Annotated in this window: 20 protein-coding genes; 12 read left to right on the top strand and 8 right to left on the bottom strand. The window is 52.7% G+C overall.

The annotated features are described in order from the left end of the window. Nucleotides 1-2: 2 nt before the first annotated feature. On the top strand, nucleotides 3-698 hold the full coding sequence (locus K7397_RS13345) for an HAD family hydrolase (protein WP_237690909.1): 696 nt from the start codon (nucleotides 3-5) through the stop codon (nucleotides 696-698). A 122-nt stretch (nucleotides 699-820) separates the two neighbouring features. Here the strand turns inward: K7397_RS13345 and K7397_RS13340 are convergent, their stop codons facing one another. From K7397_RS13340 to K7397_RS13315, 6 genes are all read right to left on the bottom strand, one after another. Continuing rightward, entirely contained in the window at nucleotides 821-1,918 is a 1,098-nt protein-coding gene (locus K7397_RS13340) for a YheC/YheD family endospore coat-associated protein (protein WP_223068447.1), read from the bottom strand. A gap of 32 nt (nucleotides 1,919-1,950) precedes the next feature. Then, complete coding sequence (locus K7397_RS13335) at nucleotides 1,951-2,436, bottom strand: GNAT family N-acetyltransferase (RefSeq protein WP_223068446.1); 486 nt, start codon at nucleotides 2,434-2,436, stop codon at nucleotides 1,951-1,953. Between the two features lie 16 nt (nucleotides 2,437-2,452). Beyond that, nucleotides 2,453-3,568 (bottom strand): YheC/YheD family endospore coat-associated protein, encoded by a 1,116-nt coding sequence (locus K7397_RS13330; RefSeq protein WP_223068445.1) that lies wholly within the window; start codon nucleotides 3,566-3,568, stop codon nucleotides 2,453-2,455. Next, the gene (locus K7397_RS13325) at nucleotides 3,565-4,944 is read right to left on the bottom strand and encodes a YheC/YheD family endospore coat-associated protein (RefSeq protein ID WP_223068444.1); all 1,380 of its coding nucleotides are present in this window, start codon (nucleotides 4,942-4,944) and stop codon (nucleotides 3,565-3,567) included. Before K7397_RS13325 ends, K7397_RS13330 begins: the two co-directional genes overlap by 4 nt. A 66-nt stretch (nucleotides 4,945-5,010) precedes the next feature. After that, nucleotides 5,011-6,117, bottom strand: coding sequence for a YheC/YheD family endospore coat-associated protein (locus K7397_RS13320; protein ID WP_223068443.1), 1,107 nt, complete (start codon nucleotides 6,115-6,117; stop codon nucleotides 5,011-5,013). 16 nt (nucleotides 6,118-6,133) lie between these two features. Then, nucleotides 6,134-7,501, bottom strand: a complete 1,368-nt coding sequence (locus tag K7397_RS13315) for a YheC/YheD family endospore coat-associated protein (RefSeq protein ID WP_223068442.1) — start codon at nucleotides 7,499-7,501, stop codon at nucleotides 6,134-6,136. Between the two features lie 199 nt (nucleotides 7,502-7,700). Here K7397_RS13315 and K7397_RS13310 point away from each other — a divergent pair, with 199 nt between their 5' ends. The 3 genes from K7397_RS13310 (at nucleotide 7,701) to K7397_RS13300 (ending at nucleotide 9,979) form a co-directional block, all read left to right on the top strand. After that, nucleotides 7,701-8,045, top strand: coding sequence for a YlbF/YmcA family competence regulator (locus K7397_RS13310; protein WP_223068441.1), 345 nt, complete (start codon nucleotides 7,701-7,703; stop codon nucleotides 8,043-8,045). Nucleotides 8,046-8,160: 115 nt separating this feature from the next. Next, complete coding sequence (locus K7397_RS13305) at nucleotides 8,161-8,427, top strand: hypothetical protein (protein ID WP_223068511.1); 267 nt, start codon at nucleotides 8,161-8,163, stop codon at nucleotides 8,425-8,427. A gap of 217 nt (nucleotides 8,428-8,644) precedes the next feature. Then, on the top strand, nucleotides 8,645-9,979 hold the full coding sequence (locus tag K7397_RS13300) for a DRTGG domain-containing protein (RefSeq protein WP_223068440.1): 1,335 nt from the start codon (nucleotides 8,645-8,647) through the stop codon (nucleotides 9,977-9,979). 12 nt (nucleotides 9,980-9,991) lie between these two features. On the opposite strand, the gene K7397_RS13295 is transcribed toward K7397_RS13300, so the two are convergent. Continuing rightward, complete coding sequence (locus tag K7397_RS13295) at nucleotides 9,992-10,486, bottom strand: sporulation membrane protein YtrI (RefSeq protein WP_223068439.1); 495 nt, start codon at nucleotides 10,484-10,486, stop codon at nucleotides 9,992-9,994. A gap of 3 nt (nucleotides 10,487-10,489) precedes the next feature. After that, on the bottom strand, nucleotides 10,490-10,819 hold the full coding sequence (locus K7397_RS13290) for a YtrH family sporulation protein (RefSeq protein WP_223068438.1): 330 nt from the start codon (nucleotides 10,817-10,819) through the stop codon (nucleotides 10,490-10,492). A 209-nt stretch (nucleotides 10,820-11,028) separates the two neighbouring features. On the opposite strand from K7397_RS13290, the gene K7397_RS13285 reads away from it, so the two are divergent. The 8 genes from K7397_RS13285 to K7397_RS13250 all read left to right on the top strand — a co-directional run bounded on the left by K7397_RS13285 (nucleotide 11,029) and on the right by K7397_RS13250 (nucleotide 20,628). Further along, a complete protein-coding gene (locus K7397_RS13285) occupies nucleotides 11,029-14,697 on the top strand; it encodes a DNA polymerase III subunit alpha (protein ID WP_223068437.1) in 3,669 nt (1,222 codons plus the stop codon). 299 nt (nucleotides 14,698-14,996) lie between these two features. Next, on the top strand, nucleotides 14,997-15,479 hold the full coding sequence (locus K7397_RS13280) for a phosphatidylglycerophosphatase A family protein (protein ID WP_223068436.1): 483 nt from the start codon (nucleotides 14,997-14,999) through the stop codon (nucleotides 15,477-15,479). A gap of 320 nt (nucleotides 15,480-15,799) precedes the next feature. Further along, nucleotides 15,800-15,988: a glutamate decarboxylase gene (locus tag K7397_RS13275; protein WP_223068435.1), complete on the top strand. Its 189-nt coding sequence runs from the start codon at nucleotides 15,800-15,802 to the stop codon at nucleotides 15,986-15,988. A 72-nt stretch (nucleotides 15,989-16,060) separates the two neighbouring features. Further along, on the top strand, nucleotides 16,061-16,966 hold the full coding sequence (accD, locus tag K7397_RS13270) for an acetyl-CoA carboxylase, carboxyltransferase subunit beta (protein ID WP_223068434.1): 906 nt from the start codon (nucleotides 16,061-16,063) through the stop codon (nucleotides 16,964-16,966). Beyond that, the gene (locus K7397_RS13265; RefSeq protein WP_223068433.1) at nucleotides 16,956-17,984 is read left to right on the top strand and encodes an acetyl-CoA carboxylase carboxyltransferase subunit alpha; all 1,029 of its coding nucleotides are present in this window, start codon (nucleotides 16,956-16,958) and stop codon (nucleotides 17,982-17,984) included. The genes accD and K7397_RS13265 overlap by 11 nt, the downstream gene beginning before the upstream one ends. A 122-nt stretch (nucleotides 17,985-18,106) precedes the next feature. Then, complete coding sequence (pyk, locus tag K7397_RS13260) at nucleotides 18,107-19,528, top strand: pyruvate kinase (protein WP_223068432.1); 1,422 nt, start codon at nucleotides 18,107-18,109, stop codon at nucleotides 19,526-19,528. Nucleotides 19,529-19,662: 134 nt separating this feature from the next. Further along, on the top strand, nucleotides 19,663-20,169 hold the full coding sequence (locus tag K7397_RS13255; protein WP_237690908.1) for an acyl-CoA thioesterase: 507 nt from the start codon (nucleotides 19,663-19,665) through the stop codon (nucleotides 20,167-20,169). A gap of 63 nt (nucleotides 20,170-20,232) precedes the next feature. Next, the gene (locus K7397_RS13250; protein ID WP_223068431.1) at nucleotides 20,233-20,628 is read left to right on the top strand and encodes an FxsA family protein; all 396 of its coding nucleotides are present in this window, start codon (nucleotides 20,233-20,235) and stop codon (nucleotides 20,626-20,628) included. Nucleotides 20,629-20,840: the final 212 nt, after the last annotated feature.

Below are 20,840 nucleotides of genomic sequence, written 5' to 3'. Positions count from 1 at the left end.
ACATGGGAAAAGCCGGACATCTTAGCAAACCTCAAGCGATGGTTTTTGATATGGATGGTACTTTGTTCAAGACGGAGACGCTGCTGCTGCCGGCTTATTATCAGGTATTTGACAGGCTGCGTGAAGAAGGGCTTTATAAAGGGGAAACCCCTCCGGAAGAGCGTATACTGGGCAGTCTGGGCATGCTTCTCGAAGAAATATGGAAAATTGTCATGCCAGACGAGGACCTGGCCGTACATCGGCGGGCTGATGAGCTGCTGCTGGAAATGGAGCTGAAGGGCCTGAAAGAAGAGAACACCGAATTGTATCCGCAGGTTGCCAAGACGCTGCATCGCCTTAAGGAGCGGGGCGTGGCCCTGTTTGTAGCCAGCAACGGACTGGAGCATTATGTCAAAGGCATTGCGGAAGCGCATGGAATCGCGTCCCTGTTGGGCGGACTATACAGCGCAGGGGAGTATCAGACCAGATCCAAGGTGGATCTATTGCATCTGCTGATGGACCGGCATCATCTGGACCATGTCTGGATGGTAGGCGACCGTTCATCCGACGTGGAGGCAGGCAAGAAGAACGGTCAGACCGCAATTGGCTGCAATTATGCCGGCTTTGGGAATGAGGACGAGCTCAAGGGCGCGGATGCGGTGATTACGAGCTTTGATCAGTTGCTGTCGCTGTATGATCAGGCGGAAGCCGCAGAGTGATCAATGCCTTAAATCGGATAGCCGTATCTCGCAAGGAGAGGCGGAAAGCCAAATAACAGACCTCGCAGGTGAGCGGCGGTCTGTTATATTTGTTTGCATCAACTTTTAGGATCTGCGTGCATTCATCTGTTCTTCTGTCTGTATAGCCATAGAGCATATTCCAGCGGTTTCGTTATCGCGTTCCGGTAAGCTTCGACATCGCCGCTGCGGGCAAAAACTTCGCGAGCCGGCTTGGGATTGACCTCCAGCACGAAAATTTTCCCGTTTCGCTCAATAGCCAGATCAAGCGCAAGCTCGCAGAGCGGCCCATAAAGCGTTTCAAGATAGGCGGCAATCTCCAGGCTTATGTTCTCGGCTTCCCTGCGGACTTCCTGCCGCTTTTGTTCGGAATCGATCCACTTCTTCAGCAGCAGGGACATCGCGGCCGCCGACCCGCCGCCGTGAAGGTTGGACGTTACGCTCCGGGCAGGGCCTATTCTTCCCGCGCAGCCCGTTACGGACCATTTTCCGCTTCCATTTTTCTGCACAAGCATCCGATAATCATGCACACGACCGCTCGGGAGCGTAATCCGAATGCCCTCCTGAACCAGAAAACGGGTGCCTTTTTTCCAACCGAGCAGAAAAGGCCCCATGCGGGAAAGATGAAGCTTCTGGGACGGAACGATGGCCCTTTTTCGGTTTCTGCCCTGGATCCGGTACAGCTTGGGACCGATGCTTTCGATGCATAAAATGCCCCGGCCCCCGGTGCCTTGTATGGGCTTGATATAGACGATGTTCTTTTTTTTCAATAACCTGTGCACATCCGATAAAGTGTTGAAAAATGCAGTCTCAGGCAAATAAGGCCTGAATTCGGGCTTGCGCGAAAGAACCTGGTAAATCGTCCATTTATCGCGCAGCGGACGATTGAGAAAGGTCAGATGAGCATACCGCTTGCGGAAGACGCGGAGCTGCTCGAAGCGTTTGCTTCTCTGAATCCGGCAGCGGTCAAAGATCATGTCCGGAAAACTGCGCTGCTTCCTCGACCACTTCCGGGAGTCCGTATCGAACACCATGGCATCGATCATTTCTTTGCCGGTGATCACATCCGCCGGGGTGAAGACGATGACGTTTAGTCCCAGCTTCCGGCCCTCAATGGTCATGCGTTCATAAATCTTCCGCTCTTCGAGCTGTCCTTTGTCGTTCAAATAAAGTGTAAGAATGCCAAGCACGGGCTGCGGCAAAATGTCCACCTTCTTTTAAAGAAAGTTCTGATTCAAGATCCTGATTCCACTAGAATTTCGTGTCGTTTCCCGGACAGAACAAGCGTAGGTTTACCGGTAGGTCCTTCAGCTACATTGCATGCGGACAGTCCGGCTTTGAAACACATTCTCAGAATGGAAATGTTATCTATGGCTACCTTGCAGTTCAAACGTCCAAGTTCGGCCAGCTGTCCCTTGAGCAGCCTGGTTCCAATGCCCCTGCCCCGGTACAGGGGATGAACGACGGCAACGCTCAGATCGTCGCCATATCCTTCGGTACACAGGATACCGGCAATGCGCCGCCCATCCTCCGCGCATATGGTAGCCATCATAATCCCGTTCCCCGCCCGGGACAGGGCAAGCGGGGACAGACGCTGTATTCTGCGATAGGCGTCGGCTGTAATCCGTTTGGAGCCGTATTTGCGGATAAAAGCAAGAAGAGTGCCGTGAAATTTTTCCCACGACTGAACATCTTCCGGATGAATGGAGGATATATGCATCCTTTATTCCTCCTCTCTAGAATTTGCCTGTTTTGGACAGGTATTGGCTGTATTGAAAAATCCGCTGCAGCGATTTCTGGCGGATCTGGGGTTCATCAAATTTCATCGGTCTCGAATTAGCCTCGAAAAACCAGATTTTCCCTTCCTGGTCAACGCCGAGGTCCATCGACATTTCGCCAAGGGTATTCCCGCATGACCGCTCGATTTGGCGGGCGATAATCACGGCATCGGCACGAGCCCTGCTGAGCAGCCAGGCCGTTTGCTCCTCGCCGAATGTCGGAAGCAGCAATTTCTCTGGATCTTCGACGCTTCCTCCCTGGGGCACATGGGTCGTGATCCGTCTCTTTCCGGCCAGACGGGCTCCGATGCCGGTAACGGACCAGTTGCCTTTCCCTGTCTTCTGAATGAGCACCCGCAAATCAAAACGCCTGCCCTGATAGCTTGTGAGCCGGATCCCCTGCTGCAAAATATAGGGGTCATTATCCGCTTCCTTGCGGATGCGCCGCCAGAGCAGCGGAAGTTTTGCCGTTTTGTAAATGACATTTTTGCCGGGAGCCTGAAGGATAAGTTTGTAGGGTTTTGCTTCATTGACGCTGTAGGACAGCTTCATAATTCCTTTTCCGGCTTTCCCGCTCTCGGGTTTCAAATACAGATCGTCATATTTGACCAGCATGGAAGAAAGGACCTTCCGGCTGCTTAAGCGTCTGGTCTCCGGAATGAAGGAAGAGGTCAGTTTGGATTTCCTGAGCCAGCTGAACAGCTTCCACTTATTGAAAAAAAAAGGATTGAACAGCTGGATTGTAGGGTGATTCAGGCAATCGTCAATTTTGCGCCGAACCTGCGGCTTCTTCTCGTCTTCCCGCGTTGGAATCCGGTTGTACAGAATATCCGGCAGAGGGAACCATTTTGAAACCCACTGTTTATTCTCGGCCGAATACGTATATCCGAGAACCTGTTCCTCCGACAGCTTTAAATCTTTGGTTGTAATGATGTATACCGGGAAACTGAGCTGCTTCCCGGTCTTCAGAATATCGTTGAAGTTGGAGCGGTTTCCGGCAAATTTTCGCAAGGGATCTACACTCGTCAGAACAGCGATGACCGGTTTACGCTCTTCCTGCTGAATTATGCTCATGATTCTTCCCTCCTGCGGAATTTGCTCAGATACATGCAGTGCTCAAGAATATGCTGGATTGAAGCTTTTCCTTCGGGCTTGAGCTGTGGATGTTTAAAAATTGACCGGCCCGGTTTGGCATTGGCTTCAAACATCCAGATATTCTCATCCTTGTCGATGCCAAGGTCAAACCCGAGCTCGCCAATGAGATGCTCATGGTGATGCTCAATGGCTTCGGCAAGAGAAATGGCAACCTGCTTGGCGCGGCGGAGCACTTCTTCGCCGTTTGCTCCAAACGCCCGATTCAGCGCTTGCTGGGGAGTGAGCAGGGATCCTCCGTTTTTGATATGCGTGGTGACACTGCCTCTGCCGGCTTTTTTCGCGCCAATCCCGACAACCGCCCATTGATTTTTTCCATTCTTGTGCATATGAAAGCGAAAATCGATAGGGCAGCCTTCAATCTCAATAAGCCGGATCCCCTGCTGGACAACATACCTGTGCAAGCCGCGGCCGTGCTGGCGCTGCAGTGTTCTCATCAGGGAAGAGAAGCTGCCGAACCGCTGAAGCACATTGCCGGTCTTCTTGCGGTACCTGACAAAATATCCGGTTTGCGGCACATGGGAAATCCGGTATATTCCGTTTCCAAGGCTTCCGCCCGTTGGTTTGTAATAGACAATGGAGTACCGGTCCAGCATGCCTTTGATTTGCTCCGGAGAAGGACTCATGATCGATTCGGGAACATATTTATTAACCTGGACGTCGTTCTCAAGCAGACGATAAATATCGGACTTATTGAAAAAGCTCCAGTTGAAGAACGGAATCTTCCTGCGGCCAAACCGCTCCCTTAGCTGGTGGATCGGGGAGGTGGTTTCCGCCCTTCGGCTGGGCAGCCGGTTGTAGACGACGTCGGGCAGCGGAACCTTCTGACGGTAAAAGCTCCCGGAATCATTCAGAAAGAAGGCGTGGACCGTCTCGTCCTGCCAGTTGATGTCCCGCGGCGTAAAGGCAAAAATATAAGACATCTTGCTGCCTTCCCAAAGCAGCTGCTTGATGAAACCCGTCCGGTTGCCGAACGGTTGAGTCGAAGAGGAAGTCGGTCCATCGGTGAGAACGCCGATCAGCGGGCCGATTTGCACTTCGTCTTTTTGCTGGACGCTGCGAAGATAGATCGACCCGGCCTTTGGCACCCGGATTCCACGGCGAACGCCTGCTGCCAGATACAGATGATTGCCGGGTTTCTGGATCGGTTTTACGGCGGCATGCACCTTTTCGGCCCCAAGGCGCAGATTCACTTTTTTCTTGCCGCTAAGCTTGAGTTTTTTAAGCAGGGAACCCGATACATAGACGACGCTTTGGGGCTGCTGGGTAAAATGCACATTGCAGAAAGTCAAACTCATGGGTTATCCTCCTAGGAGTTTTGCGAAGCAAAACTTTGTTCATAGGCTTTAGGTGAGTCGAATGATTTAAGATTGTTTCAATAAATGACAGGCGTACAGAATCGGATTCTCCACAGCTTTTCTGGCGCTGTTCATGTCTCCGATGAATCCGAATGCGCTTCGTCCGGGCTTTGAATTAACCTCCAGAATCCACACGTTCTCTTCAGAATCCACGCCAAAATCGATGCCGAGCTCCGCCAGTCTTCCGAAATGCTCTTCCAAATAGGGCGGAATGACAGCGGCCAATCGGCGTATGGCCGTTAACACCGATTTTGCGCTTTGAGCGCCAAATTCACGTTTCAGAAGCTGCGAGGCCCGGAAAGCTCTTCCTCCGCCATGCAGATTTGAGGTCAGTGAGTCTGATTTCCCGACTCTTGCGGCCATTCCCGTCATGGACCATCTTCCGTCAGCCCCTTTCTGCATAAGAACCCGAATGTCGAAGGGCTCTCCCTCCTTCGTGGACAGCTGAAGATAGGGCTGCAGGAGAAAAGACCTGCCGCGTCTGAACATTTCGATGAACCGGGCTGCTTCCCGGATCGAAGCAAATTGCCGGTTAAACACGGTATTCCTGCTGTCCCTTCCGGTAAGCTGAATCCGGCCCTCCCCGGATCTGCCGTCACGGACATGCAAAGTCATCTTGCCGTGCGTTCCGAATTGCGGCTTCAGAAAGGCTTCTCCCTTCCACCTGAACAGCTTTGCGGCAAGCTGCTCCGCTTTGGTGTACAGGCAAGTTTCCGGCAGATAGGGAGCCGTTTCGTCAAACAGCTTAAGCGTTTCGTAAACGCTCCATTTTCCTGCAAGTCCCCGGGTCAGATAACGGAATGGGCGCTTTCTTGCCAGTAGGGCAAGCTTGCGGCGCTTTTCGATTTTTTGTTCTCCTTTCGCAAAGCACCGGTCATAGACAATGTCCGGAAAGGGAAACGCCTTGATTACCCACATCCCGTCTTGATACGTATATCCATGAATCCTGTTCGCTTCAGTTACCGCTTGCGGAGTAAAGGCGAATATCGTAAGTCCGCGTCCGGCGGCGGTAAGACAAAGCTTGCGGACGAATCCGGACTCCGAAAAAAGAAGGGGGTTGTTATTACTTGCCGCGACAAGGATGCCCATCGTACCTTCTATTTTAGAAATCATGGGAATCCCCCTTTCTTTAATAGCCCGACAAATAACCGGCATAATCCACCAGACGTCTGACGGAAGGGCGAATGATATTTTCACCGAGCGAGGTATTGTCGTTTTTGGACGGCTTCGAATTGACCTCAAGCAGCCAGATCCGGCCGGCTTGGTCCATGGCGAGGTCAATGCCGAGCTCGCCGAAATGAGCTGCGATCCGCTCATCCACTCCCTCGGCGATTTCAAGTGCCGCCTTATGCAAACGTGCCCCGGCTTTCAGCTTGATCGCGGCCGGAAGCGTGCTTCTGTCAACCGCTTCCTTCACCTTGGACAGCGTTCCGCCGCGGGCAAGATTCGACACGAAATGCTGGGAGCCCGCAATCCGGGCAACGATAGAGGTGACGGCCCATTTACCCTGCGCGTTTTTTTGGACGAGAGCCCGGAAATCAACCGGGCGTTTGCCGATCGCAATCAGATAGAGACCCTGCTGGATCTGATAACGCGTCGTTTTCATCTTGCCGGCGAGCGAATGATGGAGCTTCACTAAATTGTCATGGATTTGCTTACGTGTCCCGTAGCTCTGGGTGGAAAGGGTCATATACGAACCGTCCGATGTCCGGTTGATGCGAATGATTCCCTTCCCGAGACTTCCTTTAATTGGCTTCAGAAATACAACCGGGTATTTGGAAAGCATGCTTCTCAGGCTGGACAAGCCGCGGTGCAGATGCGATTCGGGCAAATAACGCTCGAGCTGCCCGTCTTTCTGAAGAGCGTCAAACACTTCGGTTTTGTCGAGATATTTTTCATTGAAAAAATGACTGTTGTAGCGAGTTCTGACATCATTCATAAAGTGCTGGACGCTGGCCATGCTTTCCAGTTTTCTGGAATTCAAACGATTGTAGTATACATCGGCTACCGGAAGGTCTGTCTTTCTCCAGCTGTCTTCGAAAACCCAGCCCTGAATTTTAGCAGCACCCTGTTCGATTCCGGCGGGCGTAATGAAATAAACAAAGGCGCCTTGTTTTCGTCCGGCAAAGGTGAGCTCTTTGCAAAACGATGTGATAAGACCGAACGGCCGATCAAGGTTCTCGGGAAAATCCCGACTGATCAGTACGCCGATCACCGGCCCCAGATGCAGGGTACGGGTTGAAGGCGTATAGACAAGACGCAGTGTCGTTTTGGGGGAGATCCCCATTTTTTTGGCCAGGTGAGCGCTGATGCGAAGGCCTCTGGCCTTGCTCTGGGGAATAACCCTGACATAGTGCTCGAAAGATCCAAACTTCATACGGATCGGCGTTTGGGGTGGAATTTTCAAACGCTTGACGGTTGCTGCCCCAAGCAAAATGTCGCTGTCTCCGAGTAACCCCGGATTCGTAATTTGTAGAGTAAGTTTCCTGGAGGGCATATGTCGTTCTCCTTCCAACCTGAGGCTGGTAACGCTTTTCTTGTCAGCACGACCTGCATGATTGCATGTAATTCATCATATGAGGACATATTTCCCTTGGTGATTGGCCCAGTGCATGAAATTGGTCGGTTTTGCTTATGGACCTGCATGTGGGTTATAATTTCGTAGACAAAGCCTAGAAGAGGAGATGCGGGTAAAAATGAACATATACGATCAAGCTCACGGGCTGGCGAAGGCGCTTAAGGAGAGTAAGGAAGTTGAGGAAATTAACGCTGCGATGAAGCTGGTGAACGCCGATCCGGAAAGCAAGCGGATGCTTGAGGAATTCCGCAGCCGCCAGAATGAGGTGCAGCAGCGGATGATGTCTGGGGATATGCCGTCCCAGGAAGAAATGGAGCAGATGGAAAAGCTGTTTGAAACGCTGAGCCTGAATTTGAACATCAGACGCCTATTTGACGCCGAGCGCCGTCTTAGCGTCATTATTCAGGATGTGAACCAAATCATTACGGGCAGCCTGCAGCATCTGTACGGCACGAGCCTGTAATTTCGTGAAGAAGGAAGATTAAGATAGCTCTCATATTTGTCCACGCAGCTTCATAGACTAGAAATATAGATTTCGGGTAGAAGGAGCTGTGTAAACCTTGACAATACGGAGCAAAATGAAGCATGTGCTGTACATGCTGACCGCTTTGGGCATGCTTTTGTACGCCCTGCCAATGATTTCGTTCGATTCCGGCAGAGGCTGGGTAACCCTGTTTGGGGCGTTATGGGCTTTATTCGCATTTCTCGTCGTCGGAGCTCATCTTCACTTTCTTCTCGGCGTCGATGCCGAGAAGAAGAAGCAGCTGGAGCGGGTTCGCAAGGCCAAGCTGCGCGAATGGCAGATGAAGTGGTCCAAGGAACGCAAAGAAAGCCGCAGCCTTTAACAGACTGCGGCAAATGATTTCTATAGGATACCAAAAGGCAGAAGGAGCCCTGTTCGGTCATGTTTGACGGCAGGGCTTTTTGCCTGTGCGCATTGCCATCGCTTTAGCTCCCCGGCGGTACAAACTCGTTGCCGGATCGTGTACAAGTTTTTCTCCCTCTTTTTTGATGCTATAATAGATACAGATTAGTACAGATGGGCGCCTGGAGGGGTAACAGATGGAAGGACATGAGGATTCCATTACGAAACACGAGCAGTTGCTGCAGCATATTGAGAGCCTGAAGATCGGTACGAAAATTTCGGTCCGCAAGCTGGCCAAAAGCATGAATGTCAGCGAAGGCACGGCTTACCGGGCTGTCAAGGAAGCGGAAAACCTGGGGATCGTGATTACGAAGGAACGGATCGGAACCGTTCGCGTCGAGAAGAAGCCGCGGAATCTGACGGACCAGCTGTCTTTCGGGGACGTCGTTGAGATCGTGGAAGGGCATGTCCTGGGCGGAAGCGAAGGGCTGAACAAAACGCTGCACAAATATGCAATCGGGGCCATGAAGAATGATGCCATGGTGCGCTATATCGATGCAGGCAGCCTGCTCATCGTCGGGAACAGGGACGACGCGCATATTCTGGCGCTTGAGCAGGGCGCAGGGGTACTGATCACCGGCGGTTTCAGCACCAGCCGCGAGGTCAAGCAGCTGGCCGACAGGCTCGCACTGCCGATCATCTCTTCGCGCCATGACACCTTTACGGTGGCCTCCATGATCAACAGAGCCATCTTTGACCGTCTGATCAAGAAGAAAATCATGCTGATTGAGGACATCGTAACGGGCAAAGGCAGGGTTAGCCAGCTGAAGGTAAGCAGCAGCGTGGCGGATTTTAACCGGCTGGCCGAAGAAACGGGATTTCAGCGTTTCCCCGTCACTGACGACTGGAATCGCGTCATCGGCATTATCAGCCGCAAGGATATTGAAGACGCCGATCAGGGACAGTCGATTGATAAATTTTTGACGCGTCACCCCATCACGGCCGGCTTGCAGACGTCGCTTGCTTCCGCGGCCCAAATTATGATGTGGGAAGGCATTGAATTCCTGCCGATTGTGGATCGGAACCGGAAGCTGGTTTCTTCGGTTACCCGCAAAGAGGTGCTGCAGGCTATGCGCGACGCGCAAAATCAGCCGCAGCTCGGGGAAACGTTCGATCATCTGATGTGGAACGGATTCGCCGAGGAGCGGGATGAAGAAGGGCGGCTGTTCTTCCACGGGCTAATCACCCCGCAGATGGCTACTTATCTGGGAACGATATCGGAAGGGGTTTTAACGTCGCTGATGACGCAAGCAGGCATTGCGGCTGCCAAGGATATCAGTGGCAGCGGGTATGTGGTGGACAACATGACAACCTATTTCATCAAGCCGCTGCAGATTGAGAATCAGATCGTCATTACGCCGGTTGTGCTTGAAGTGAGCCGCAGAACGTGCAAGCTTGAGATCATTATGACCCATCATGACGGAATTGTGGCCAAATCCGTCATGACGATGCAGTCGATCGATCACGGCTAATACAGGGGCCCCTTATCTGACTCCCGGTATGGATTCCTTCATTTCCACCCATACCTGAAGGACGCCTTCACTGACGAGCATTGTTTTGATCTCGATACTGTATATTTTCCCCCGGACCTCATATCTTTTCTGATTCAGGAGGGTGCGCGCCATCTTGGCATCACTGTCGATTTCAAACATGCTGCGTCCCCTGAGCACATTCAGCTCGCTTTTCAGCATTTGAGCCACTTCTTTAACGGACAAGGAATCATACGGCGGATCGTGCTCCTCAATCGTAATTTTAATCTCCTTGATTGCCGTTTGCCGTTTGCTGTATTTTTTCATGGCCTGAAGATCGATTTTGGCTTGCTCCAGTTCGATCTGCAGGTCTTTTTTTTCGGTCCAAATCCGGTTGTAGGCGGTATGGTACAGAGAATTATAAACGATGCTGCCGGCCAGCATGCCCAGCACAAATACGGCCGTAAGCTGCATAAAAGGGCGAAAACGTTCGAAAGGCGGCACTCTCATGGGTTACACCTTGCCTCCGCCGCATACCCACTTCACCAGCTCCGACCCCATGTGGGCGCCTAAAAAAGCGGTCAACAGGTAGAAGATCTGCTTGATCGCAGGCGACAAGTTCCCGTCAAAGAAGTTGCTTTCAATCACCCGCATCGGATCGATTGTGCCCCCGACGGCGGCGGCAAGCGCCCAAATCTTGATCCGGTCGGATACGTCGAGCATGGTCTGCGTCGGAGGCTGAAGGGAAATGACGGCGCCAATGCCTCCAAGCATTGCGCCTCCCAGTACTATGCCAAAGGCAATGAAAAAGTCCAAAATAGCTTTGCTTATAAACGAGCTCATGCTTCCCGCGCGCTCCTTTCAAAGGCTCCGTTATGGGTACGTATAGCCTGGCCAACACCAAGCCGCCGCTTGTCCGGAGCTGCTTTATACCATTGTATGGGCGAACCTTGAGGATGTATGATAAAATATTTATCAGAACTGATGTGCCTATATTTCTAATATGAGGGTGTAGAGGCAGGCTATAGATCGATAGAACGGAGGGGTGGCAAATGCCAAACGGCGGCTTCGTGCATTTGCACGTACACAGCGAATACAGCCTGCTGGACGGGGCTGCAAGGCTGGAAGATCTGGTTGACAAGGCTGCGGAATATGGCATGGAAGCACTGGCTTTGACCGACCATGGAGTCATGTACGGTGCGGTGCCTTTTTACAAGTTGTGCAAAGCTAAAGGAATCAAACCGATTATCGGGCTGGAAGCCTATTTTACGGCCGGATCGCGCAAAGAGCGGGGAAGCCGCAAAGACCAGCCGATCTATCATCTTATTTTGCTGGCCAAGAACGGGAAGGGCTACCGCAATTTGATGAAGCTGTGCTCCATCGGACATCTGGAAGGGTTTCATTACAAGCCGCGGATCGACTGGGCTGTCCTGAAGGAACATAGCGAAGGCGTTATTGCGCTTAGCGCTTGTCTGGGAGGCGAAGTGCCGCAGCATTTGCTCCACGGGCGTTTGGAAGAAGCCAAGCGGGCGGCGCTGCGCTACAAAGAAGTGTTCGGCGAAGATTTTTATTTGGAGCTTCAGGACCATGGGCTGGCGGAGCAGAAAAAGGTAAACCCGCTGCTGGTAGAGCTCTCGAAAGAGATCGGGGTTTCTCTCGTGGCAACCAATGACGTGCACTATCTCCAGCGGGAGGACGCGGAGGTTCAGGATGTCCTGATCTGTATCGGCACCGGCAAAAATGTAGACGATGAGGAACGCTTCAAAATACCTACCGATCAGCTTTACCTTAAAAGCCAACAGGAAATGGGGGCTCTGTTTCCCCAGTGGGCCGAAGCGCTGCTGAGCACGGCGGTTATAGCCGATAAATGCAATCTGGAGCTTGAATTCGGCCGCTCCATTTTGCCTGCCTACCGCCCCCTCCCGGACGGCATGACTGCGGCGGAGTATCTGGCGGAATTATGCAGGAAAGGCTTGGAGGAACGGTACGGCGGGAAGGAAAGCTGGAATAACCGGGAGAGCAGGGCCGAGCTGGAAGCGCGCCTTGCTTACGAGCTCGGCGTCATCGAAAGTATGGGCTTTTCGGATTATTTCCTGATCGTATGGGATTTTATCGCCTTTGCTCACCGGAAGGGGATCGCCACCGGCCCGGGGAGAGGCTCGTCCGCAGGCAGCCTTGTCGCTTACACCCTCCATATCACCAATGTGGACCCTATGAAATATCACCTGCTGTTCGAGCGGTTTCTGAATCCTGAACGGGTGACGATGCCGGATATCGACATCGATTTCAGCGATGAGCGGCGGGATGAGGTTATCGCCTATGTTGTCCAAAAATACGGCGCCGAGCACGTCGCGCAAATCATCACGTTCGGAACGATGGCGGCCCGGGCGGCGGTCCGGGATGTCGGACGGGCGCTGAACGTGCCGTTCGGGGAGGTGGACCGCGTCGCGAAGCTGATCCCCGGGAATCTGGGCATGACGATCAGCCGGGCGCTGCGGGACAGTCCGGACCTGAAGGCGTTGTACGAATCTTCTCCCAGGATCCGTGGGCTTCTGGATATGGCGCAAAAGGTGGAAGGTATGCCGAGGCACGCTTCCACCCATGCCGCCGGGGTTGTCATTTCCCGCGATCCCCTGACTGATGCCGTTCCGCTGCAGGAAGGCAGCGAAACGACTGCGCTGACCCAGTATTCCATGGAAAATCTGGAATCGATCGGCCTGCTCAAGATGGACTTTCTCGGACTCAGGACGCTGTCGATTATTGAGCGCACCATGAACTGGATCGGTGCACTTAAAGGCTCCACGCCTGATTTTCACGTCATACCTGACAATGATCCGGCCACGTATGATATGCTGTCCCGCGGAGAGACGACAGGCGTGTTTCAGTTGGAGTCGGCCGGCATGCGCCGCGTTCTGAAAGAGCTGCGCCCTTCCGATTTTGAAGATATCATTTCCGTGCTTGCCCTTTACCGGCCGGGGCCGATGGAGTTTATCTCCAAATATATCGGGGGCAAGCACGGAGAGCTGGCGGTCGAATTTCCGCATCCCGATCTAGCTCCCATTTTGGAAGACACCTATGGCATTATCGTCTATCAGGAGCAAATTATGAAGATCGCCTCCTCGATGGCCGGTTTTTCGCTCGGTGAAGCGGATCTGCTGCGCAGAGCCGTGTCCAAGAAGAAGCGGGAGGTGCTGGACAGGGAGAGAAGCCACTTTGTCAGCGGCAGCCTGCGTCAGGGTTATTCGGAGGAGGAAGCAAACGCCGTTTATGATATGATCGTCCGCTTTGCGGACTATGGATTTCCGCGCGCGCATGCGGCTGCTTACGGAGTGCTTGCTTTTCAAACCGCTTATCTGAAGGCGCATTATCCGGTCCCGTTTATGGCCTCCATGCTGACGGCGGTCATGGGCAGCCACCGCAAAGTGGCCGAATACATTGTCGAATGCCGCCGCATGGGCATCAAGGTGCTGCCGCCCGACGTCAATGACAGCGGCGTGCTGTTTACCCCCCGTACGGAAGAGAACGGCGGCGGGGTCATCCGGTTCGGCCTGGCCGCCATCAAAAATGTCGGAACCCAGGCGATGGAGAGCATCATTCGGGAACGGTCCGATCGGCCGTTCGAGAGCCTGCTCGACTTTTGCCGGCGCGTCGATTTGCGCGTCTGCAACAAGCGGGTCATCGAATCGCTGATTCAGGGAGGGGCGTTTGATTCCCTCCCCGGCCATCGGGCGCAGCTGCTGGCCATGCTTGACGAGACGGTGGAAGCCGCGCTGAAATGGCGGAAGGAACGGGAGGACCTGCAGCTGCAGCTGTTTGACTTTGATATTGCCGAAACGGTAAACTGGGAGATTCCTTATCCGGAAGTGCCGCATTTTACGGCGGGAGAGCAGCTTGATCTCGAAAGGGAGCTGCTTGGCCTCTATCTGTCCGGTCACCCGCTGGACGACTATGAAGAGCTGCTGTCGGGCGAGGGGGTGGACAAGCTGATGGAGCTCGGGGAAGCTCCTGATGAAAGCCGCGCCGTTGTGGGAGGCATGGTTGTATCGGTCAAGCCGATCACGACAAAACAGGGCAAGGCGATGGCTTTTATGGAGCTGGAAGATCAGATAGAACGCGCGGAAGTCGTGCTGTTTCCCGAGGTCTGGGCCCGAAGCCGAAGCCTGGTTGAGAAGGGCGCCCTGCTGGCTTTGAGGGGAGCGGTGCAGCAGCAGGACGAGGGTTTCAAGCTGCTTGCCGACGAGCTGGCGCCGCTTGGCGAAGCCGGCCTTGCGCAGCTTGTCCGCGCGGCCAAACAGGCGCGGCCCCGCGGCGGGGAGCGCCGCGCTGCGCCGGCGGGCCGCCAGGCCGGCCGCGCAACGGCGGCTGCCCCGGCCGCCGGCGCTTCAGGCGCCGCCGCAAAGCCGGCCGCCGGCGGGCCGGCTGGCGCAGCCTCGCCTGGCGCAGCCCCGCCGGGAACGCCGCAGGCTGCCGGCGGAGACAGGCCGAAGACGCCGCAACAGCGCGTCTTCATCAAGATTCCCGCGGCGGCGGAGAACGCCCGGCTGCTGGAGCAGCTCAAGGTGCTGCTGGAGCAGCATCCGGGGGCGCTCGCCACCGTGCTGTTCTATGAGCGGACCGGTAAGCTGCTCGCCTTGAGCGAACGATACCGGATCAAGCCGTCGCCCGAACTGGTCAAGATCATCGAAGAGCTGCTTGGCCGCGATACCGTGAAAATCAAATAACGAATGCGGAAGTTTACAAGCACTGCCCTCCTGACGCCACTAACGCCGGAAAGGCGGTGCTTTCTATCGCCTCGCGCTTCCCGCGCGGGCCCCGGCGACCGGAGCTGGTTGACGCGATTTACAGAAACCGGCGTTCGGACGCAGCTTGTGAACGGTTTGCAAAATAGGTGAAGATACATTTTAAGAACTTTTTACCTCCCTTTCGCATACACTTAGGAACACGTAAGGACAACGATGACTTACATCTCCGCGGCCGAGCCAGGCGAACTTTCACGCGGGGGATGCGGGAGGGGATTCATATGTCGTTTGAGATTGCGGAAGCCCAGCTGCTCAGAAGGGGAGTTAGTCTTGAAGCGATCGCATCGATCGTATATCAGCTTCAGATTGCCTATCATCCTGAACTTAAGCAGGAGGAGTGCCTTGCCAGCGTCAAATCGGTTTTGAGCAAACGCGAGGTCCAATATACGCTGTTTACGGGTATCGCACTTGATGAACTCGCCGAGAAGAAAGAACTTCCGGAACCGCTTCAGGCCATTCTGGATGCCGACGAGCCTTTATACGGAGTAGATGAAACGATGGCGCTTGGCATTACAAGCATGTTCGGCATGATCGGTTTAACCAGTCTGGGGTATCTGGACAAGGTAAAGCCTGGCATAATCGGCGTATTGAACGACAAGACAGACAAGGTTCATGTGTTTCTGGACGATCTGGTTGCCGGAATAGCCGCGGCGGCCTCGGCCCGGATTGCCCATAAGAATGAAGGGGCGAGGCAGTACCTGTAAGAGGTTGTTCCCAAAGTCCTCTTTTGATCATGAAGTGAATCACGAAGCCAATTCGACTTCGATATTTTTTCAAAATAAGGGTTTACCATCTGGGCGAATGGGACAACCTGGCGTCGGGGGCAAAATAGCAGCCTTGCCGGCTGTGTAATCCTTTGGGGGAACCGTCATAGGATCATGCGGCGAAAACGGATCGTAACTGTTCTGTTCTGCTCTGAACGAACTATAGTCGTCCCTCATTTGTTGCGGGAAAAATAAAAATTATGTTATCATAATTCTATTATACGGGCTGGAGAACGTTGTAAGGGGGCTTCACGAAAATAATGTGGACGGTTATTTACATTGCTCCTACCGCAAAAATGGCGGAAATGATTAAGCAGAGGCTTTCAGAAGAAGGCTTTCTGGTTCAAACCCGTCCTGTGAATATGTCCAAGGGACAATTCGAGATTTTGGTGCCATCCGGCGAGCTGGAAGAGGTACAGGAAGTATTGAATTTCATTCTGCATCCGTGACGATCAAAGACTATCGATCGGACGGGTTGTAAGATGCGGCCATGACAATAACGGCTGGTGAGGTGTAGCTTTTTGTTCAAAGATTTGTTCCAGAAGAAAAGAAAATATGCGACCATTCCTTCAGAGCGTCTGAGCCAGGGAGGTGCCGCCGAACAGGGCGACCGACCGAAACGGGAAATTCCTGAAGGGTTGATGAATAAATGCGGCAAGTGCGGAAGCATTCAGTATAGCAAGGAGCTGGACAAGAACTTTAAGGTATGTTCTTCGTGCGGCTACCATATGCGGCTTAACGCGATGGAAAGAATCCGCTATACGATGGATGAGGGCAGCTTCGCTGAGTTTGACGAAGACCTTGACTCGCTCGATCCGCTCGAATTTCCGGGTTATGCCTCCAAGCTGGAACAGCAGAAGCTGAAATCCGGTTTAAGGGAGGCCGTGGTGACAGGCCAGGGACTGATCGGGGGCTATCCGGCAATCGTAGCTGTCATGAGCTTTGATTTCTTTTCCGGGAGCATGGGGTCAGTCGTAGGCGAAAAGATTACACGAGCAATCGAGGCAGCAACAAAGAAGGGACTGCCGCTTATTATTTTCTCGACATCAGGCGGCGCCCGGATGCAGGAGAGCATACTAAGCTTGATGCAGATGGCCAAAACCAGCGCAGCTCTGGCCCGTTTCCATGAGCAGGGGGGCTTGTATTTGTCGGTGATTACGGATCCTACTACAGGAGGCGTTTCCGCCAGCTTTGCCATGCTCGGAGATATTATTATTGCAGAGCCCGGCGCCGTTTTCGGATTTGCAGGCCGTATTGTTATCGAACAAACCATTCGCCAGAAGCTGCCCGATGATTTTCAAACGGCTGAATTCAACCTGCAGCACGGACAGCTTGACCTGGTCGTTCATCGTAAGGAAATGAAAACAACGCTTTCGAAGCTTCTGGATTTGCATGGTGTGAAGGGAGGAACTGCAATTGGCGGGTGAAATGCCTTTTGAAGCACCGCTTGTGGAAATGCGGAAGAAAATCCAGGAACTGGAGCAGTTTGGCGCTGAGAAAGGAATCGACTTCAGCGAGGAAATTGCCAGACTGGAAGAACGATACCGTCAACTGGAGGAGGAAGTGTACAGTAACATTTCTCCCTCACAGAAGATGCATTTGGCTCGTCACCATCAGCGGCCAACTTCGCTGGATTTGATCGGGCTTATTTTTACGGACTTTATAGAGCTGCATGGAGATCGCTTATTCGGCGATGATCTGGCGGTGGTCGGCGGTTTGGCCAAACTGAACGATGTGCCGGTTACGGTTCTTGGACAGCAGCGCGGCAAAGACACGAAAGACAATATCGCGCGTTTTTTCGGAAGCCCCCATCCGGAAGGGTTCCGAAAAGCGCTTCGTCTGATGCACCAAGCAGACAAATTTGGGCGTCCCATCATCACCTTTATTGATACAAAAGGAGCATACCCGGGAATTACGGCCGAAGAGCGCGGCCAGTCCGAGGCCATTGCCCGTAATCTGAAGGAGATGGCGCTGCTTCGGGTGCCGGTGATTTGCGTCGTGATCGGAGAGGGCGGTAGCGGCGGAGCGCTTGCGCTTGGCGTAGGCAACCGTGTGCTGATGCTCGAGAATGCCATTTATTCGGTGATTTCGCCGAATGGTGCGGCTTCTATTCTGTGGAAAGACGCATCCAAGGCGGATCAGGCTGCAGAAGCAATGAAGATTACCGCCAAAGATTTGCTGGAGATGGAAGTCATTGAGGAGATCGTTCCTGAGCCGCGCGGCGGCGCGCACCGGGACTATGAGGAAACCGCGGCGGCGGTCAAGGCTTCCATTGTCAAGCATTTGGAGGAGCTGTCTGTCATGAATGCAGATGAGTTGCTTGAGGACCGGTATGCCAAATTCCGTAAAATTGGAAAATTCACTGAATCCGCTCGCCCGGGCAGCGGCTCCGATTCTAAGAATGCCGATATCATGATAGAGTCGGCTCATACGGGCAATGAGTAGATAAAAGTCATGACAATGACAATTTTCCTATACAAACCCGTGATAATGTAGTAGATTTAATAGTTGGAAAAAGTGTTGGAATATGACCTGTAAAGAGAGTACTTAAAACGGAGGAAACCCAAATGCGCAAAACAAAAATCGTATGTACCATCGGCCCTTCCAGCGAATCGTTAGAGAACACGAAGAAACTGATTATGGCCGGAATGAATGTGGCTCGTCTCAATTTTTCCCACGGAGATTTTGAAGAACATGGCAATCGAATCAAGACCATTCGCCAGGCAAGCCAGGAACTGGGAAAATCGGTCGCCATACTGCTTGATACAAAAGGTCCGGAAATTCGTACCGGGAAATTGAAGACTGAGCCCATTGAACTGGTGCAGGACGAGTTCATCACGTTGACAACAGAAGAAATTTTGGGAGACAAAGACCGGATTTCCGTTACATATAAAGAACTGCCGGGTGACGTAGAAGTCGGGTCAACGATTCTGATTGACGACGGTCTGATCGGCCTGACAGTCCTTGATGTGCAAGGTACTGAAATCAAATGCCGGATCGTTAACGGCGGTACGATCAAGAGTAAGAAAGGCGTTAACGTACCGGGCGTAGCCATTTCGCTGCCGGGTATCACCGAGAAAGACGCTAACGATATTGTGTTTGGCATCGAGCAGAAAATTGATTTCATCGCGGCTTCCTTTGTTCGCAAAGCGAGCGACGTTCTTGAAATCCGTGCCTTGCTTGAGAAGCATAATGCAACGCATATTCAGATTATCTCCAAAATTGAGAATCAGCAGGGTGTAGATAACCTGGACGAAATTCTTGAAGTTTCCGACGGACTGATGGTAGCCCGTGGCGACCTTGGTGTGGAAATTCCTGCTGAAGATGTACCATTGGTACAAAAAATGATGATTGAAAAATGCAACCGTGTAGGGAAGCCTGTTATTACGGCAACTCAAATGCTCGATTCCATGCAGCGCAACCCAAGACCTACCCGTGCGGAGGCGAGCGACGTTGCAAACGCCATTTTTGACGGTACGGATGCTATTATGCTGTCCGGCGAAACGGCTGCAGGCAAATATCCGGTTGAATCGGTTCTGACGATGTCCCGGATTGCCGAGAAAGCGGAATCCGCTCTTGCTTATCGTGATATTTTCGAGAAGCAAAGCTATGCTCAACAAAGCACGGTTACCGAAGCAATCAGCCAGGCGGTTGCGAGTTCCGCAATGGATTTGAATGCCAAAGCGATTATCACTTCGACGGAAAGCGGCCATACAGCCCGTATGGTATCCAAATATCGTCCTAAAGCGCCGATTATCGCCGTTACTACGGTAGAGCAGACCATGCGTCGACTTGCCCTCACCTGGGGTGTGACGCCGGTTAAAGGCGAAGTGGCTTCATCTACGGATGAAATGTTCGAAAGAGCCATGAAGGGCGGCCTTGATTCCGGCCTGGTTAAGGAAGGCGATCTTGTTGTCATTACGGCTGGCGTACCACTTGGATGTTCTGGTTCTACAAATCTGATCAAGGTTGGGCAAATCAGAAAGTAATACAGTCTGCAACCTTATAGGTTTGAATACAAAAGCAATGGCGGTCCCCTAGCGTGGAGCCATTGCTTTTTCTCACATTAGCCGGGAAGTCAGCACCATTACAGTAATCTAAAGCTGCGAAAGAGGTGGCATCGTTGGATAATTCCGGGACTGAACATTCTTCTTTGCCCCGCTGGTATGTGAACAGTCTTCGCGTTCGCTATCAGGAGAGCGATCAAATGGCGGTCGTCTATCATGCGAATTATTTAAACTGGTTTGAGATGGGGCGCACGGAACTGATTCGTGAACTCGGCTTTACTTACCGGAGCATGGAGGAAAGCGGCGTACTGCTGCCGGTAACCGAGCTGGATGTGAAATACAAACGCCCGGCGTTGTATGACGATCTTGTTGCCGTCTTTACGCGCGTAGTCAAGCTTACGCCCCTCCGGCTGAAGTTTGAGTATGAAGTTCGGCGTCCGGAGAGTAGGGAGCAGCTTGAAGGGCCAATCTGGCATATTGAGGATGAACTCCCAGGTGAACTGCTGGTTACGGGTTCCACCTCGCATGTATGGGTGAACCGTGAAATGAAGCCGGTCCGACTGGATAAAACGCTCCCGAAGCTGTACAATACATTGCAAGGGAATTTTAAAGGCTCTTCTTGATTCCCGGTTTTTGTACTGAAGGATCCAGTATAAGATCACTCTTTAAGATTAAGGAGTACCTATATGCGCAAATGGTTGGGCGTTCTTATTGTTCTTGTACCGATTCTCGAATTTTACGGCTTTGTGTTCGTAGGCGAGAGAATCGGTATCGGAAAGACCATTTTTCTCACGCTGGCTACTTCGGTCATCGGTGGGCTCATGATGCAGTTTGAAGGCCGCAAGGTTATCGCGGATGCGAAGACCCAAATGAATAACGGGCAAATTCCGGGCAGATTGCTGCTGGATGGCATCTGCATTTTTGGCGGAGGCGTTCTGCTGCTGATTCCAGGGTTCGTGACGGATCTGTTTGGTTTTTTGCTCGTGTTCCCACTCACCAGACCGCTGTTCCGGGTCCCTATACTGAAGTGGATCGAGAAGAAAATGAAAGACGGATCGCTTACTTATTTCCGGCGTTTCTAAAGCTAAAGATAAACAAACACTAGAAGAGGCAAAATAGGCAAGCCAATAATCATTCGAGGGGGACACGCGGTGTCTCCTTTTTTATTTGGCGTGCCCAGAGGCACGCATCTTCTAGCCGGTGAAAGTCCGGTCACGGGAGGGGCCAAGCCCCCGTGTAGCTTGGATACCTGCGTACGGCGAAATCTGTGCGTAGAAGCGTATCGACGAAAGTA

Origin of the sequence: Paenibacillus caui, from assembly GCF_019904135.1 — a bacterium.
Classification (GTDB): Bacteria; Bacillota; Bacilli; order Paenibacillales; family Paenibacillaceae; genus Fontibacillus; species Fontibacillus caui.
This window is presented reverse-complemented; position numbering and strand designations above follow the sequence as displayed.